This is a genomic window from Stenotrophomonas sp. FR012, assembly GCF_047520565.2.
GTDB lineage: Bacteria > Pseudomonadota > Gammaproteobacteria > Xanthomonadales > Xanthomonadaceae > Stenotrophomonas > Stenotrophomonas sepilia.
The window spans coordinates 370,955-385,539 of sequence record NZ_JAXBQL020000002.1; the positions used below are offsets into that span (position 1 = coordinate 370,955).

Consider the following 14,585-nt stretch of genomic DNA (forward strand, 5'->3'; position numbering starts at 1 on the left):
CCTTGCGCATGGACCGACCCGCAGCCTCGCCCACTCTGGAGGCCTCCGTCGCAGGCGGAGGGGAGCCCTGCGATCTTGCCGAGCACCTGTCGGCAGCGCCGGGCTTCCTCGCCGAAGGCAGCCCGCGCGGCGTACTCGAGACGGCCTTGACGCGCGTGCACGCGGGGGAGCACGCCGTGCTCGCGCTGGTGCTGGAAACCGATGGGTCCACTTACGCCGGTGCCGGCGACATGGTGCTGTTCTGCAACGGCAGCCAGGTCGGCTGGCTGAGCGGCGGATGCCTGGAGCCCGAGCTCGCGCGACGGGCGGAGCAGGTGAGCGCGGCAGGGCGAGTCGACTGGATCGAGATCGACACCCGCAGTGACGACGACCTGTTGAGTGGGTCCGCGCTCGGCTGCCGCGGCCGGCTGCGGATTGCGCTCCTGCCATTGCGTGCCATGGCCGGCATCGACGACGTCATCGAGGCTTGGTTGCGCGAGGGTGTGTCACTCCAGCGCGACCTTCGCACGTCGGGGCAGGTCATTTTCCGTGCCGGCCATCACGAGCAGGCGTGGCAGCTGCATCCGATGGAGGGTACGCAGCCCTTTGGCGAGGGTGCGTGGCGTTTGCCGTTGCCCCGGCTTCCGCGGGCCCTGGTGTTGGGGGGCGGTCCCGAAACGCCCTCCCTGGTTCCGTTGCTGCGGGGCCTGGGGTGGCGGGTCAGCGTGGCCGAACGGCGAGCGCGCTGGGCCTCAGCCGGGCAGTGCGCAGATGCGCATCTTCAGACCAGCCCGGCCGAGGCCCTTCATGGCGACCGTTGCGACGCGGCACTGGTGATGCATCACGATTTCGAACTGGACCGGGAGGCGCTGGTGGCCCTGGCTGATACCAACGTCGCGTTCATTGGATTGCTGGGTCCGCGGCGAAGGCGCGAGGACCTGTTCAAGCTGCTGACACCGGATCAGCGCCACCGCCTTTCCCCGAGACTTCGATCACCTGTCGGCCTGGACATCGGCGGCCGAGGGCCAGAGGCGATTTCGCTCAGCATCGCCGCGCAGCTGCAGCAATGGCGAAGCGCGCACGGCAGGTGACTGACGCGCATGCGGTTGTCGTGCTGGCTGCCGGCGGGAGCACCCGACTTGGCCAGCCCAAGCAGCTTCTGACCCGGCAGGGCGAGACCCTGGTACATCGCGTGGTGCGGTTGGCATGGGAGCTCGCGCCAGCGCAGGTACTGGTCGTGGTCGGCGCGAACGCACAGGCCGTGACATCCAGCATTGCCGGGCTGGAGGCCACTCCGGTAACCAACCACCACTGGGAACGCGGCCTGGCGAGCAGTCTGCAGGTTGCCGGCGCACGCCTGCTGCCCACGGTGACCGCGGTGATGGTCGTGGCATGCGACCAGCCCGCAATCGAGCGCTCCCATCTGCAGGCGCTGCTTTCGGGTGCCAGCGTCTCGGCGTCAGGGTGCGCGGGCACCCGCCACGGAAATGCGCTTGGCGTTCCTGCAGTGGTGCCGCACGCATGGTTCAATCAAGTGGGTGCAAGCGGTGACCGCGGCTTTGGAGCGCGCCTGCGGCAACTTCCCGTCGATACGGTGCATGTCCTGCAGGCACCGGAACTGGGCCTGGATATCGATACGCCAGAAGATCTTGCGCGTGTGCGCGATGCGGGCTGGATCGATGCCGAGGGGTCACCCGCATGATCACTGGGCCAATGCCTGTCGCGCAGGTGACTAGCGGTAGAGCCGGAGCCCGAACCCTCGCAGCCCTGTAGAGTCGAGCCACGCTCGACTACGGCACGCCACATCGCGCCCCATCAGGCACATCACTGGCAAGAATCTGCAGCACCCGATCCAACAGAACAGGTTCCGGCACGCCAGCCAGTACCTGCTCCAGGTAATCCAACGGCTCCAACTGCCATTGGAGGAGCGCCCGCAACCGCACAACGGCGGGCGCCCGCTGCTTCGCGTCCAGTGAGGCCTTCAACAGCAGATGGTGCGAGCGCCTCTCCAGCCACAGCACGGGTATGCCTCGGCAATGAACCTGGAACTCGGCATCTCGATGCCGCTCAACGAACTGGAAGCCCTGTTGTGGCCGAGCCTCCACGAACTGCATGGCTTGGCGGCGCAACTGCAGAAAGCGATCGCCGGGGATGCTGTGGAAACCGATAGGCGAGGGCTTGGGCGGTGCCAGCCACTGCGTCTGTGCCGCAACCACCACCAGAAGACAGAGCGCGGTGGCCGCCCAGCGCCACCAGGCCACTCAGCCCTCCGGATGCAGTCGGGTACTGGCGTGTGCGGTAAGGCCGATTCCGGCCATGATCAGCCCCTCCATTACGCGCGGGCCAACGTACTGCTCCAGCTCGCCATTTTCGCGGGCGCGCTGCGCGGCCAGCAGAATCTCCAGGACCACGCGAAGCCCGGCCAGCGAGCAATCGGTATCCGCCAAGGCGATGCGTCGGCCCGGCATCTGATGCCGTTCCGGCCAGGGCTGACCATCGGAGGCGGCGCCGGAGCTGATGCTGTGCAGCAGGGCGATGAGGGTGTTCGGGTCCAGCACCGTGCCGTTTGCGGGCGCGTCGTGGATGGGGTGCGGGGCAGGGGAGTGGGGCTGGGTCATGGCTGGGCTCCTTGCGTGCATGCAGAAGCCGCCACCGATAAAGGTGGCGGACGATGCGTGGTTCGAAACCCCGTGTGTGGATGACCGGGCAGGCGCAAGGCCTCCACGCACCGCCCGCCATAGCCGACTGACGGATTGCCAGCCGGCACCGCGCGAAGCAGTGCCGGCTGGCAAGTGCGAGCAACATCCACACAACCGGGGTTTCGAATCCCGACCACCGATGCACGGTGGCAGGGCAAGGAATACGCGGACCTATGCGTGATGCCAATGCAGTAGGGCTGATGACGTCACCACTTTCAACATTTTCAGATTCGTTGCATACGGCGCAATGAGGCTGGAGCGTTGCGCTGCAATGCTATCGGCGATGTCGATGGTGCAAGTCTGCCGAGTGTCGGTATCCGCCCGGCGGGGCCGTGGGCGAGGCGAATGCGACAGGATTGCCAAAGGCTGCTAGGCGTCAGTAGCCCTTCAACGCGGCCTTGGTCCGCTCCAACCATGGGGCATTGTGGCTGCGCGCGTGACGCGACCAGTGCTGGGCATCATCGATGATGCTGGCGAACAGGCTGCGGGCCTGCTCACGATCGTCGGGCTTCGGCTGCGCCATCAGCCATTCGGCGTAGAGGCAGCGTGCGGCGGCATCGTTTCCGCATTCCACGGCCCGCTCGAACGCGGCACGGGTGCCGGGCGCTTGGGTAGCCGCCAATGCCTGCGCGTAAAGCAGCGTCTGTTCCGGCTTGCGGCGCACGTCCGGATGGCGGGCGAACAGGCCGTCCAGCGTCTCCACCGCAAGCGCGGGCTGCCCGGAATCGAGGCGGGCACGCGCCAGACCGGTCAGGATGTAGGGATCGTCGCCCAGCGGCGAGCTGGCTGCCTGCTCAAGCAGGGTTCTGGCTTCCTCGGCCTGGCCGGCATCCAGCAGCGTCATGCCCAGGCGAACCTGATTCTGCACGGTGGGCGTGCGCGCCAGTTCGGCGCGGGCATTGCGAAGGTCCTGGCCCGGGTCCATGAGCTGCTTGGCGGAACGGACGACCTGTCGGGCGCCGCGCGAGTGGCGGACTTCCGGGAAGTAGATCGCCAGGAAGTAGACGAGGCTACCGAGCAACGGGAACGAGAAGAGCAGGATGAGCCAGTAGAGGCTCTGGCCCGAGCGGATGGCGTGCACCGCGAAGTAGATGGCTGCCAGTACGTGGAGTCCGATTCCGATATAGGGCATGTGTGCCGCCTCGTCCTTGTGAGGGATGGAACTATAGTAGGGGAGGGGTGGGGCGCCAATGGGGTGGCAGCGATCGAGCGTGACGCGTCACGTTAATTGAATCAAATTCTGCTGAGCGCGCGCGCCGCGCGACTCGCGATAAGGGTGCGTTATCGGGGGTAGGGTACGTGACCGCCCGTAGCCACAAGCTCCTCGCCCGGGCGGAATGAACACCCATTAGTTTGCTCCGTGATGGCAACGTATTCTGAAATCACCGACGCCGCTGCAACGTCGCCCCGAAAGATCTGGATGTAGCGATCCGCCACATAGGATGCGATTGTCATCGTCAGATCGGGCTGGCGATCCTGGAGACATCGGGAGATATCAGCATACACGCTAAGGAAAAAAGAGCGGCGCGCCATATAAGCCGCCCCCCCCCCCCCCGTGGGGCCACGCCTGCGTGGCTGAACTACCCCCCCTCGTTGGCGCCTGCCGTCGCCCGGCCGAGGCGCCACTCCCCAGCTCCGCAGACCTACCGCACCTGGAGTCAGGAGGATCCCGACATCCCAGTACGCCCTCCCAGCGCTATGATTGGCTATCGGTCTATGTGCCGCGCCTGGGCAGGGCGTCTGCTCTTCCATACCCTTGGGTCACCGCAATGGATATGCAGGTGGAAGTCGCCCCTACCGATACAACCGCGGCCGAGCCTACAATCTTGACGTACGGCTGGCTCTACCAGCACGTGCAGCGGGGGGCCGGGCAGAGCATCTATCCAAAGCAATCCCGCTCCGAAAAGTGGGCGCTTCGTCTTGGCATGCTGGCAGCCGCGGGCGGCCTACTCTCTGCCGCAGATCCCACCCGTCTCCTCTCGGTCGAGATCGCGACCGGACTGGCGCACGCCTGCCTGCTGATCGAGATCGAAGGCTTCCTGGTGGGCGTATTGCTCACCGCCAAGCGGGAGTGGCGCCAGTACGCCAAGCCGCGCCTGTCGCACGCTGAAGAAATGGACAGCGAGTTTGACTACTGGCGTGAGCTGGTGGCGTCCTTGAAGCACTTCCGCAGAACAGAGCTGGAAGGGCGTCCGCGGTTCGTTACCAGCCTCCGCCAGAACATGAACGAGCGCATGAGGCTTTTCTACGGCGGGCTGCAGAAGCTGGGCCCGTAACCCGTGCTGGCTGCTCTGTACCTCCAGTTCCGCAACTGGGAATGGGGGCACTGGGCAGGCGCTTACGATTTCAACTTGGTCGGGGGACTGCTGATCTTTGTAGTGGTAATGATGTATCTGATGGGCTGGGTGCTGGTAGCTATGCGCACGCGGCTGAATACCTACGTCAGTCTGCTTGAGGCCGCCATCAAATAGGCATCGCTCCGGGTGACTCGACGAGCTGCCTATCGCTCAACGCATGCGAACACATTTTTGAGGAAGCTTTGAACACCATTCTGCTTATCACTATCTCGGCCCTACTCATCGCAGGCGCCTCGTTCATCATCATCCGCCGAAAGGCAGCCGGCGTCCGTGCTGAGGCCGGTCAGTCCAGTCGCGTCGATTCACCGTCGGCCAACATGGTGGAGGCGAAGACCGACCTCGGCTGTGACTTCGCTCTTTTTGATGAAAACGGAATGAGCCTGCTCGAATGCAGGGAGATCGAGCGCATCCCCCCGCGAACACACACCCTCGATTCGTGCGGCAGTGGCATCGAACGGGTCAAGCATCTTGCAGCCGATCTGTTCAAAGGGGCTGCCAGCGTTCCCAGCAGGACCGTCGAGGTGGTATTCAAGCCCGAGATCCAGAGGGGACTCACGGAAGGCACCTACTCTCTGATGAGGACCAAGTCGGGAGAGATCCTCGCCGATGCGGTCGACACGTCCGGCAAGCTGGTCGGAAAGGCCAGGTTGATGCAGGGGGGGAAGGCCAAACAGCTTGCCGGCGGAGCATTTCAGCTTGTTAGCATCGCCGTTGCTCAATCACACCTGGCAGATATCGAGAAGAGTCTTGGTGTCATCAAGGAATCCATCGCCGAAGTTATTGAAAGGCAGGAAAACGAAGACAAGGCCCGAATCACGGGCGCATTCGACTACATCAAGGAGATTGCCTCGCACATGCGAGAGCTCCGCTGCCCGGATGAGCTGCCCCAGCATAAGATGAACACCATTGAAGGCGTCATCAAGGACTCCTATGCGTGGCGCAACAAGCTGGTGGAAGACATGGCCTCGCTGATCAGGCAGATTTCGACCCTGACCGACTCCGACACCTTTGGAACGGGCGACACGTTCAAAAAGCTCCAAGGCCTTATCGAGCGGGTGAGGCCGCTGCTGGCACGACGCGCACTCTTTCTCAACCTTGCCTCAGCCTTGGACTTCGTGACCGCCTACCTCGATCCGACGCAGCGCAATTACTCACGCATGTCGGTGGACGAAGACCGCTGGAGCGACCTCCTGGAGCAGTTCAGAAACGCAGTTTCTGTTCAGGAGTCCGCGCTGATGGGCAAGGCATTCTGGAACTCGGGTGAAACCCTCCAGTTGCGCAAGGATAAGCTGAGGTCAATGACGTCCGACTATCACCGGCTCGGGAATGACCAGCAGGCCAGCTACCTTCAGCTACGGTACGCGCTGAATGAGAGCATGTCCCGCCTTATTGATCCCAGTGGCAATGTCCGGATAGCGATTGCGTTCGATTGCCAGGGCAATGTCGGTAGTGCAGCCATTCTCTAACTGAAGCAAAGTTGATAACAAAGCGGTAGCGAATATCAATTGCCGCCACTAAGGGCTATCCCAATCAGAGAGCAAGTGACAAAGCCATGACTGAAGACCTGGAAGGTACCGAAGTGCTGGAGTTGATATTGCAGGAACTCAGGCATGCTCAGCTCAACGAGCTGGATACACTGCATGAGCTGTTGGAATCGGTGAGGGGCGCGATCGCTGACCACCCCGAGGATGTAAACGCACAATCAGCTGCTGCGCTCTCGACCCTCGTCGCGTACGGATCGGGGGTGGACAAAGTCGAACTCGGCTCGATTCTCGCTGACTTGACACGTCTGGTCGACGGCCTGGAGGGCGTTACAGACGTCTATTACGTCGATGCGGGCCTGCAAGGTTATCGCGAGTTTTCTCTACGAGAGAATCTTCCCCACCGTACTGATGCAAAGCTGACACCCGACGAACTAGATGAAGTCGAGGCGTTCATCAGAATCTCATTCGGCGACGAGGGGCCGGCACCGAATAGCACGCCATCGAGGACGCCACGCCCATGACGACGATTACTAAGGCGGTCGTCATGAGGGCCATCCAGGCCGCCATCGACCGCGCCAAGAACAAGTCCCCGACAACCAACTACGCACTAGGCAAGGCGTACGAGTTGAAGGTGCTTTCGAGGCTGCTTGCGGACCTTCGCCACTCCCACAAATACATGCTTTCGTGCCACCCCAAAGCCAAGACCCGCCTGACATTCGGCGGGGCGCCTTGCCGGCCGAACTCTAAGGGTCACGACTGCATACATGTCGCCGCAGGGTCCGAAAGCTATGAGTTCTGGGTTTCGGTCCAGTTCACAACGCTGAGCTACCAGCTCGGTAAGACTGGTGCGGCGCCCAGCTGTTCAGACCTGCACGAGATCGATATAGGGCTTTATAAGCCGCTCAAAGGATCGGCTTATCCGAGCTATAAGCAGTTGGTATTTGCGGCATCTTGTAAAGCTGGGGCATGGCACAAAGTTTATGCTCGGGAGGCGTTAGGGCTACGACGGGAACTGGGAATGCTCAGCCACCCAACCTCCAGCCGCGCGCCATGGTTTACTCCGGTCGTACCGAGCGCCCCCCCGACGCCGCTCGCGTTGTTCTCTGCCGATCTAAACTCCGCCAACTATCGAGGATCGCTAGCGTCTTTTGGACTTTACGTTGTCCCGCACCTCTAAGTCACCGGCGCATTGAGCCTAGGCACCTCGCGAGCAACCGTCTCTCACCTCAATCAGTGCAAACTGCGATGGTGATACGCGTGCTCCGCCCGCGACTGCCAAGCTCGGCAGCTTGACTTTGCCAGACGTGCACCGATAGGCAAGTGATTAGGGATGTTTATCGAGGGTAGGGAAGGTGTCTGCTTGGGGCCAAAAGGACGCGTGAATGGGGTATGGGCTCGAGCGCGCAAGAGTGGTAGTGCAGTTCACGCCACTTCCCTCTGAGTGCTCTGGCATTCGCGGAGGAGGTGGGAAGTACATCGTCCAGGGCGGCCCCAATGGCGAATTGCTGGCCGCGCTGTACGGCAAGTCCTGGGTCGTGGCAAGCTGATCGCCATGAAAAGTGATCAAGCTGGCATGCCCGGACGAACACGAGTGGTTGATTCAGTGTTCGAATCCGAACTGCAAGGCCGCACGCTCTACGTCGACGCTGAGCACGTACCCCAGTGCGTAGAGCTGTGGAGAACCGGGCAGTACACGCAACTCGGCATTTCGGATCACGAGAATCCTGGCCTCAAGAGTATCGATTTCATTGAGGCCTTCTTTCCTGTGGCTGATTTTCACTTGATGCTTTTTGACAAAGTCGATTTGTCCGTTCTGCGAGGAAATGCCGAGTGGCTCAAGCATTTCTTCACCAACGCGGGGCCGAATGCCATCGACGACCTTAGTCCCTTCACTAAGCTCGAATCGCTAGGCCAACCATGGAGTAGGAAATTTCGCGTCGACGAAAGCCTCGTACGCTTGAAGGGCTTGGCACTGGGCGGATTCAGTCCAGCATCAGGTGACATCACCGAATTGTCCGTCCTGCCCGCGCTGGAGAGGCTCTCGCTCTACTTCAATAAGCTACAGAGCTTGAAGGGGCTCGAAACAATGCAAGGTCTGCGCGAACTCTTCGTCGGTTTCGCGCCGAAGCTGGAGTGCATCGACCCAATCGGCGACCTAAACGAGCTTCGTGAACTGCGTTTCGAGAACTGCAAGAACGTCCGCGGTTTTGCGGACCTGGTGAGGGGCAAACACTTGCTCAACCTGATGTACATGAAATGCTCGCCTCTCGATCACGTCCGGTTCGTTAGCCGATTGTGCTCTTTGCAGAGGTTTGTTTTCTTGGATACGAACGTGCTCGATGGCGACATGGCGCCGCTTGTGCATCATCCGACGCTGGCGCACGTTGCACTAACGAAGAAGAAGCACTTTACGCTCAGTGAACGGCAGATTCTTCAGCGGTTAGGTGATCGAGAAGGTGGGGTTAGGGCTCGGATGGCAAAGTTGAATCTCAAGAAGGCCGCCGCTGAAGCTGCAGCGGTAGCGCAGTAGTTCCGCCGTGCAATGGCGTACTGAGCATGAGCCGGGGCGAGCGGGGGACTTTGCTGAGTGCGTTCGCCTTGGCGGGCGAGATCATTCCCATTGGGCACTACGCAGGCAAGGTTGATGCCCGGCGCGTCACGACACTTCAACTTTTAGCAGCTGGCCTGTTTGCTTTATGCGCCATGCCATTCGCCGGAGAGTCGATACCGGCCTTCTCGTGGGTGTGGCTGGGAGGGGCGCGGCGGGTTTGGGCGCCGCCAGCATGTTAATGCAGGTCACCATGAACTGGGCGCAGAAGACCGTTTCATCTACCGGGGCTACCGTAATCTACGCCAGAGGGATCGAGTACCATCCCCCCAATCTGGAGGGGGAATATGGACATTCGACTCGGGGCGATATGCATGTTGCTGGTCGTTACAGGCGCGGTGTCAGCGCAGCAAATTCATTCAGCGAGAGGCCCCGCGCCAAAGCCAATACCAGCAGCGCCCAAGGCGGCGTACAACTCAATGACTAAGACCACGACACCGTTCAACTGCGAGCAGTATCGCTGGCCAAATCATCCGCATCCAGGCATGAAGTCACTCTGTGACGGGTTTGAGGCTAATGCGCTTCAGCAGGAATCCAGGCAGGCGGGGCGCCCAAGTCCATCTACTGAGGTGGTGACGCTACCTGCGCTGGGTACTGACGCAGCCAAACGCTCGGGGATGGCCTGTATCGGTGGCCAAGCGATGCGGAGACTGCCGAACGGCTGGGAACAGGTTTCGTCGCCTTCGGGTGGCTGGCTGCGTTGCCGTGAGCGATAGGCAACGTGCACATTCACGCAAATAGGCTGAAACAGGGGGAGGGGATGGATATCTGGAACGAAGGTTTCGTTGGCGCGGTTATTGGCGCCGTCATTGGTGGTGGCGCTTCGCTGCTTGGAACTTGGTTGACCCTTAGATTCCAGCGAATGCAAGCTGCCGATGATTCAAGGTCGCTGGTCAGGGCAACGCTTCAGGCGATCCATGTTGAAGTCCGAACCGTGCACAGGCTCTATGAGCTAACTATGACGGTTCGCATTGAACAACTACCCGAGGGTCAACCGCTCCAGATTCACTATCCGATCGCCGAGGACTACTTCACCGTATTTCGGGAGAACGCCGACCATATTGGGCACGTACCTGATGTTGAGCTACGCACCGCGATCATAGAGTGCTACGCGCTTACCAAATCGCTGATTGACACGTATCGGTTCAACAACGAATTGGTCGGACTGCATGAAGCGGCTCACTTGGAATTTATGCGAAATCCCTCGGAGGCCAATCGTGCAGAGGTTCAGCAGCGCGTCGAAGCCATGGTGTTGTATACAGACTCAATTCGGGCTTCGCATAGGCGTGCGGTTGATAGTTTCCGAAGGCTGGACGTGATGCTCATCGCGGCGCTTGCGAAACCGGTCGCCTAATGGGGTGTAGGGGCAGCGCCCCTACGGGTGCGCCTCACACGCGCTGGCGAGGCCTCGGCCCACGGCTCATGTAGACCACATTGGACGCCCCGGCGTCGGAGCCGGGATCGCCCACGCCAAACCGTCGTTCTCGGCGAATTCTGAGGGCTTCGGCTAGGTAGATGACACTAGATTTCGCCGCAATTGACGCTTCCCGGGCAGCTACAGCCCGGGGAGCCGCCTCAGCCATCATCAGCCGCCATTCGCGCGCAATGTTGCAGGTCAGGGACCACCAGGCCATGTCGCATGGCTCAAACTGATGACGTTCGGGCGTGAACATGTGCCCACCTTGGAATCCCAAACCGGCCCAGGAGCCGGTTGGATCTATCCGCATGCTGCAAACTCATCCTTGGCGGAGGAGCGAGCAGGCAGGCAAGAGCCAGCCAAAAGCCGCAGCCATTGCCGGATCGTGCCGGCGAACCGGATCAGGCCAATACAGAATTTCGCATAATGTATATTATGTTCATTACGCCATTGCCCGATCCAGGCTTCACCAGTCACGCCCCTGATCCACTCCAGGCGCCGGCCTGATTGTCAGTGATTCGATCACTGCCAACCGCCCTTTGGGCTTCCCTCAACCTCTGCACGAATGGCAAAGGATCTTGCGGATCTGACAGTGGCGGGTAAAGACGGCTTTGCGGGCGTAGTTTTGCCGCTGATCTTGCCGTGGCTGCACGCCAGCCTGGCAAGAGCGCTTTCGCCGATTCGGCACCAACAACCGAGGCCTCAGGAGCGCGTTCTGGCACCCCAGCCGTAGCCACTCACTGGTCGTGACGCGTCACGCTATTCGGCTCGTTCCATGCCGGCGAGCTCCATGCCATCTAGGCGCGGGCCCGCGTCGATGCGCTGAGGATGAGCGTCACATACGCAATCAACGTGCCGGCCGCCAAACCCCAAACCTCCATCTCCCAGTTCCTCCGGTACGGGGATGGGCCTGTCACCGCCCAGACCAACAGCAAGGCGGCCGTCACCAGCACCGTCCTGTTGGCGATGGAAATGAGCTTGTCTGCAGATTCATGGCCCAGATTGGGATCCCATCCGAAGAGCCAACGCAGGCGCTTCCAGTAGTCGTGCCCCACAGCCAACAGAAAGAGGAACGCGCCCGCCAGCAGACTCAGCAAAAACTGTACCAATGGATTCAAGGGACATCCTCAGGAATTGTGCAGCCAGCCTCGGCTGGATATCGCCGACCACGTGCGACCAACGCATCGCATCACAGGTACGTGTGCATCACAAAGACATCCACCAAGCCCAGCGTCCCATGCCGGAACGCCTTCGGTAGCGTTCCCACCACATCGAACCCCAGCTTCCGGTACAGCGCCACGGCCGGGGCATTGGTACTGACCACGTAATTGAACTGCATGGCCAGGAATCCTTCCGCCCTCGCCCGCTCCAGGCTGTGTTCCACCAGGGCCCGGCCCACACCTTGCCCTTGTGCTGGCGCATCCACCACATACGTGGCGCTGGCCACATGCGCCCCAAGGTCAGGGAAATTCGGGCCCATCTTGTACATGCCCACAACCCGGCCCTCCAGCACAGCTACATGAGGTGCCTGGGCCTGGAACCAATGCGTGCGAAACGTCTCGACAGCGAAAGAGCCAGCAAAGGGCAGCGCATCCTGCGCCGCAATGGCCGTCTTGAACATGCCCCACATCGCGTCGAAATCGCCTGCACGGGCGGGCCGGATCTCCATGCGTCTCCTGCAGATCTGTGGTCGTGACCAGGCCGGACACTACCAGAATCCAGCGCCTGCCCCGCAGCTGCTTCACGCGCCACCGCCATCGGCTCCGCAATAGTTGTGGAAATTCCGGCCCTCAGAGCAGTAGATGTCTCCTGTTTCCGTGCACATCCCGCACCGGCTTCGACGGTGGCGCGTTCCCGCGTACGTCCTGCTGGGCATCTACCTGCTGTACCTGCTGGCCGGCAACATCTTCCTCAATACCCCGCTGTTCGATCAGGTCACCAACCGCAAGCCGCACAAGTTCGTGATGACCACCGGCCCGGCCATCACGCTGCTGCCCGGCCATGTCATCGCCTGGAACGTGCACATGCGCGGCCACGTGAACCACACGGTCTACGTGCTGCATGCCGAGCGCGCCAGCGCCCGGTTGGCGGTGCTGCCCCTGTTCCAGCGCGAGGTACGGGTTCCGCGCTTGCAGGCGACGGGGGTTTCCGCCGAAATCAGCCGCGTCGAAGAAGCCATCCCGCCACCGCCGCGCAGCGACCGCGGCTGGACGCTCCGTTTCAATGCCATCCACAGCGACAGCATCCGCAGCGCACGCTTTGGCAAGTTGCTGATCATTGGCAAGGGCCGGGGTACGGTGGGCTTCCTCAAGCAGCTGCGCGGCGGGCCGTCGGAGCTCTTCGAATCCGAGGTGGCGTTCAGCGATGCGGACACCAGTTTTGACGGCGTGCAGCTGTTGGGCGACATGGATCTCACAGCGCGCTTCAGCTATCCGCGCCACTATCGGGACCAGGCGCCCGGTCTGGCCAAGTTGAAGCTGCTGCATGCCCAGCTTGAGGTCGACGCCCGCAGCCAGGGCCTGCGCATGGACACGGATGCCACAACGCCGAAGATCTCCAGCGCGCCCGTGCCCGGACGCCTGCAGCTGGCGCTGCACCTGATCGACGGCCAGCTGCAGCCCGGGGACCGCGCGATCTGGCAGGTGCCGCTCTACCTGGGTGATGGTGCCCCCAATCGCGGCGTCCTGGCCCTGCAGCTCAATGTGTCCAACGACCTGCGCCTGCAGGCCCGCCTGCCGCCCAAGCCCGGCTCAGGCAGTGAAGTGGATGCGGATCTGCGCGTCCGTGGCCGGGACATCCCCTTCCAGCAGCCCGCCCAGCTGCTGGAACGCAGCTCTGGTACCGTGCGCGGCGAATGGACGTTCACTTCGCTCAACTGGATCCCTGCCCTGTTCGTTCGCAAGCCGTGGCTGCAGCTGGACGGCGGTGGCACGCTGAAAGCGGATCTGCGCGTGCGCAACGGCGAACTGATCGAAGGCAGCACCGTGGACATTCCGGCCGCCGAAGCCGTGGCCGAAGTCGCCGGCGTGCGACTGGCGGGCACGGCCAGCGCCCATGGCGAATTGAAGGCCGGCAGCCCCAGCCAGGCACAGCTGGCTGTCCGGCTGCCACGATTCACTGCACGGCCAACCGATGCCAAGGATGTGCGCCTGTTCGACGGCCGTGATCTGGCCCTGGACCTGACCGGTGATGGTCGCCTGCAGGAGCTGCGCAAGGGTGTCCGCGCGCACCTGCGCTTCAGCCAAGCAACGATTCCCGACCTGGCCGCCTACAACCGCTACCTGGACTCGCCGCAGGTGCGACTGCTCCGTGGCACCGGCAGCCTGAGCGGCGATGCCACGCTCGACACCGATGGACGCGTCGGCCATGGCACTGCCCGGCTGCTGGGGCGCAATGCCAGTGCCAAGGTGGCAGGACTGGATATGGGCGGCGACATCGACGTGAAGGCAACACTGCGCCGCGGTGACTTCAATCAGCGTCATTTCGATCTGTCCGGCACCACCGTCGAACTTCGCAATGTGCAGGTGGCGGGCGCAGAGCGGGCAAGCGCATGGAAAGGCCGCGTGGCCTTCAAGCGTGGCCGCATCGACGCGCAGTCGCCCTTCCAGGTCGATGCCACCACGGATCTGGATCTCAGCGATGCCCGGCCGTTGCTTGCACTGTTCGCAGAGCGTACCGACTACCCGCGCTGGACCCTGTCGCTGTTGGATTCCGGCCAGGTGCAGGCACGGGCGACGCTGCGCTGGCGCCCGGGCCATCTGATCATCGATGGACTGCAGGCCGAGAACGATCGGCTTTCGGTACGCGCGCGGCTGGATCTGCTCGACCAGCGCAAGCGCGGTGATCTCTACCTGCGCTGGGGGCTGCTGGGTGCGGGCATCGAGCTGGACGGTGACCAGCGCCAATGGCACCTGGCGAAGGCAAGGGAGTGGTTTGACCAGCGACCTTCCCTGCTGCCAGCGAGCCAGGGAGCGGGTGCCGTCGGTTCTTCAGATTGAAGGTCAGCAACCTGCATCCATTCGCTGCCTCTGTGCGTAGACA

15 protein-coding genes are annotated in these 14,585 nt (G+C 62.2%); 9 read left to right on the plus strand and 6 right to left on the minus strand.

The features are described 5' to 3' along the window. Positions 1 to 8 precede the first annotated feature (8 nt). Positions 9 to 1,070 (plus strand): XdhC family protein, encoded by a 1,062-nt coding sequence (locus tag ACM0O9_RS05845; protein ID WP_414603720.1) that lies wholly within the window; start codon positions 9 to 11, stop codon positions 1,068 to 1,070. Beyond that, positions 1,046 to 1,681, plus strand: a complete 636-nt coding sequence (locus ACM0O9_RS05850) for a nucleotidyltransferase family protein (RefSeq protein WP_414603719.1) — start codon at positions 1,046 to 1,048, stop codon at positions 1,679 to 1,681. Before ACM0O9_RS05845 ends, ACM0O9_RS05850 begins: the two co-directional genes overlap by 25 nt. A gap of 88 nt (positions 1,682 to 1,769) precedes the next feature. Here the strand turns inward: ACM0O9_RS05850 and ACM0O9_RS05855 are convergent, their stop codons facing one another. The 3 genes from ACM0O9_RS05855 to ACM0O9_RS05865 form a co-directional block, all read right to left on the minus strand. Beyond that, positions 1,770 to 2,240: a hypothetical protein gene (locus tag ACM0O9_RS05855; protein WP_235649594.1), complete on the minus strand. Its 471-nt coding sequence runs from the start codon at positions 2,238 to 2,240 to the stop codon at positions 1,770 to 1,772. Then, the gene (locus ACM0O9_RS05860) at positions 2,241 to 2,597 is read right to left on the minus strand and encodes a hypothetical protein (RefSeq protein ID WP_235649593.1); all 357 of its coding nucleotides are present in this window, start codon (positions 2,595 to 2,597) and stop codon (positions 2,241 to 2,243) included. A 457-nt stretch (positions 2,598 to 3,054) separates the two neighbouring features. Next, positions 3,055 to 3,810, minus strand: a complete 756-nt coding sequence (locus ACM0O9_RS05865) for a tetratricopeptide repeat protein (RefSeq protein ID WP_262220031.1) — start codon at positions 3,808 to 3,810, stop codon at positions 3,055 to 3,057. Positions 3,811 to 4,447: 637 nt separating this feature from the next. On the opposite strand from ACM0O9_RS05865, the gene ACM0O9_RS05870 reads away from it, so the two are divergent. The 6 genes from ACM0O9_RS05870 (at position 4,448) to ACM0O9_RS05895 (ending at position 10,481) form a co-directional block, all read left to right on the plus strand. Then, positions 4,448 to 4,954, plus strand: a complete 507-nt coding sequence (locus tag ACM0O9_RS05870; RefSeq protein ID WP_414603718.1) for a hypothetical protein — start codon at positions 4,448 to 4,450, stop codon at positions 4,952 to 4,954. A 3-nt stretch (positions 4,955 to 4,957) separates the two neighbouring features. Further along, complete coding sequence (locus ACM0O9_RS05875) at positions 4,958 to 5,149, plus strand: hypothetical protein (RefSeq protein ID WP_262220033.1); 192 nt, start codon at positions 4,958 to 4,960, stop codon at positions 5,147 to 5,149. A 68-nt stretch (positions 5,150 to 5,217) separates the two neighbouring features. Further along, the gene (locus ACM0O9_RS05880; RefSeq protein ID WP_262220034.1) at positions 5,218 to 6,501 is read left to right on the plus strand and encodes a hypothetical protein; all 1,284 of its coding nucleotides are present in this window, start codon (positions 5,218 to 5,220) and stop codon (positions 6,499 to 6,501) included. An 86-nt stretch (positions 6,502 to 6,587) separates the two neighbouring features. Then, complete coding sequence (locus ACM0O9_RS05885; protein WP_126412189.1) at positions 6,588 to 7,040, plus strand: hypothetical protein; 453 nt, start codon at positions 6,588 to 6,590, stop codon at positions 7,038 to 7,040. 1,031 nt (positions 7,041 to 8,071) lie between these two features. Further along, positions 8,072 to 9,049 (plus strand): leucine-rich repeat domain-containing protein, encoded by a 978-nt coding sequence (locus tag ACM0O9_RS05890; RefSeq protein ID WP_414603717.1) that lies wholly within the window; start codon positions 8,072 to 8,074, stop codon positions 9,047 to 9,049. An 838-nt stretch (positions 9,050 to 9,887) separates the two neighbouring features. Continuing rightward, positions 9,888 to 10,481 carry a hypothetical protein gene (locus ACM0O9_RS05895; RefSeq protein ID WP_414603716.1) on the plus strand — a complete coding sequence of 198 codons (594 nt, stop codon included), beginning with the start codon at positions 9,888 to 9,890 and terminating at the stop codon, positions 10,479 to 10,481. 34 nt (positions 10,482 to 10,515) lie between these two features. Here ACM0O9_RS05895 and ACM0O9_RS05900 read toward each other — a convergent pair whose 3' ends face one another. From ACM0O9_RS05900 to ACM0O9_RS05910, 3 genes are all read right to left on the minus strand, one after another. After that, complete coding sequence (locus tag ACM0O9_RS05900; RefSeq protein WP_414603715.1) at positions 10,516 to 10,800, minus strand: hypothetical protein; 285 nt, start codon at positions 10,798 to 10,800, stop codon at positions 10,516 to 10,518. Positions 10,801 to 11,341: 541 nt separating this feature from the next. Continuing rightward, positions 11,342 to 11,662: a hypothetical protein gene (locus ACM0O9_RS05905; RefSeq protein WP_206620807.1), complete on the minus strand. Its 321-nt coding sequence runs from the start codon at positions 11,660 to 11,662 to the stop codon at positions 11,342 to 11,344. 71 nt (positions 11,663 to 11,733) lie between these two features. Then, complete coding sequence (locus tag ACM0O9_RS05910; RefSeq protein WP_414603714.1) at positions 11,734 to 12,213, minus strand: GNAT family N-acetyltransferase; 480 nt, start codon at positions 12,211 to 12,213, stop codon at positions 11,734 to 11,736. A gap of 133 nt (positions 12,214 to 12,346) precedes the next feature. Here ACM0O9_RS05910 and ACM0O9_RS05915 point away from each other — a divergent pair, with 133 nt between their 5' ends. Beyond that, positions 12,347 to 14,542 (plus strand): AsmA family protein, encoded by a 2,196-nt coding sequence (locus ACM0O9_RS05915; RefSeq protein WP_414603713.1) that lies wholly within the window; start codon positions 12,347 to 12,349, stop codon positions 14,540 to 14,542. Positions 14,543 to 14,585: the final 43 nt, after the last annotated feature.

Excerpts from the sequence above, each read along its gene's own strand:
- ACM0O9_RS05845 (WP_414603720.1), top strand. The coding sequence starts at position 9 with ATGGACCGACCCGCAGCCTCGCCCACTCTGGAGGCCTCCGTCGCAGGC.
- ACM0O9_RS05850 (WP_414603719.1), top strand. The coding sequence starts at position 1,046 with ATGGCGAAGCGCGCACGGCAGGTGACTGACGCGCATGCGGTTGTCGTG.
- ACM0O9_RS05860 (WP_235649593.1), bottom strand. The coding sequence starts at position 2,597 with ATGACCCAGCCCCACTCCCCTGCCCCGCACCCCATCCACGACGCGCCC.
- ACM0O9_RS05865 (WP_262220031.1), bottom strand. The coding sequence starts at position 3,810 with ATGCCCTATATCGGAATCGGACTCCACGTACTGGCAGCCATCTACTTC.
- ACM0O9_RS05870 (WP_414603718.1), top strand. The coding sequence starts at position 4,448 with ATGGATATGCAGGTGGAAGTCGCCCCTACCGATACAACCGCGGCCGAG.
- ACM0O9_RS05885 (WP_126412189.1), top strand. The coding sequence starts at position 6,588 with ATGACTGAAGACCTGGAAGGTACCGAAGTGCTGGAGTTGATATTGCAG.
- ACM0O9_RS05890 (WP_414603717.1), top strand. The coding sequence starts at position 8,072 with ATGAAAAGTGATCAAGCTGGCATGCCCGGACGAACACGAGTGGTTGAT.
- ACM0O9_RS05895 (WP_414603716.1), top strand. The coding sequence starts at position 9,888 with ATGGATATCTGGAACGAAGGTTTCGTTGGCGCGGTTATTGGCGCCGTC.
- ACM0O9_RS05900 (WP_414603715.1), bottom strand. The coding sequence starts at position 10,800 with ATGTTCACGCCCGAACGTCATCAGTTTGAGCCATGCGACATGGCCTGG.
- ACM0O9_RS05910 (WP_414603714.1), bottom strand. The coding sequence starts at position 12,213 with ATGGAGATCCGGCCCGCCCGTGCAGGCGATTTCGACGCGATGTGGGGC.
- ACM0O9_RS05915 (WP_414603713.1), top strand. The coding sequence starts at position 12,347 with ATGTCTCCTGTTTCCGTGCACATCCCGCACCGGCTTCGACGGTGGCGC.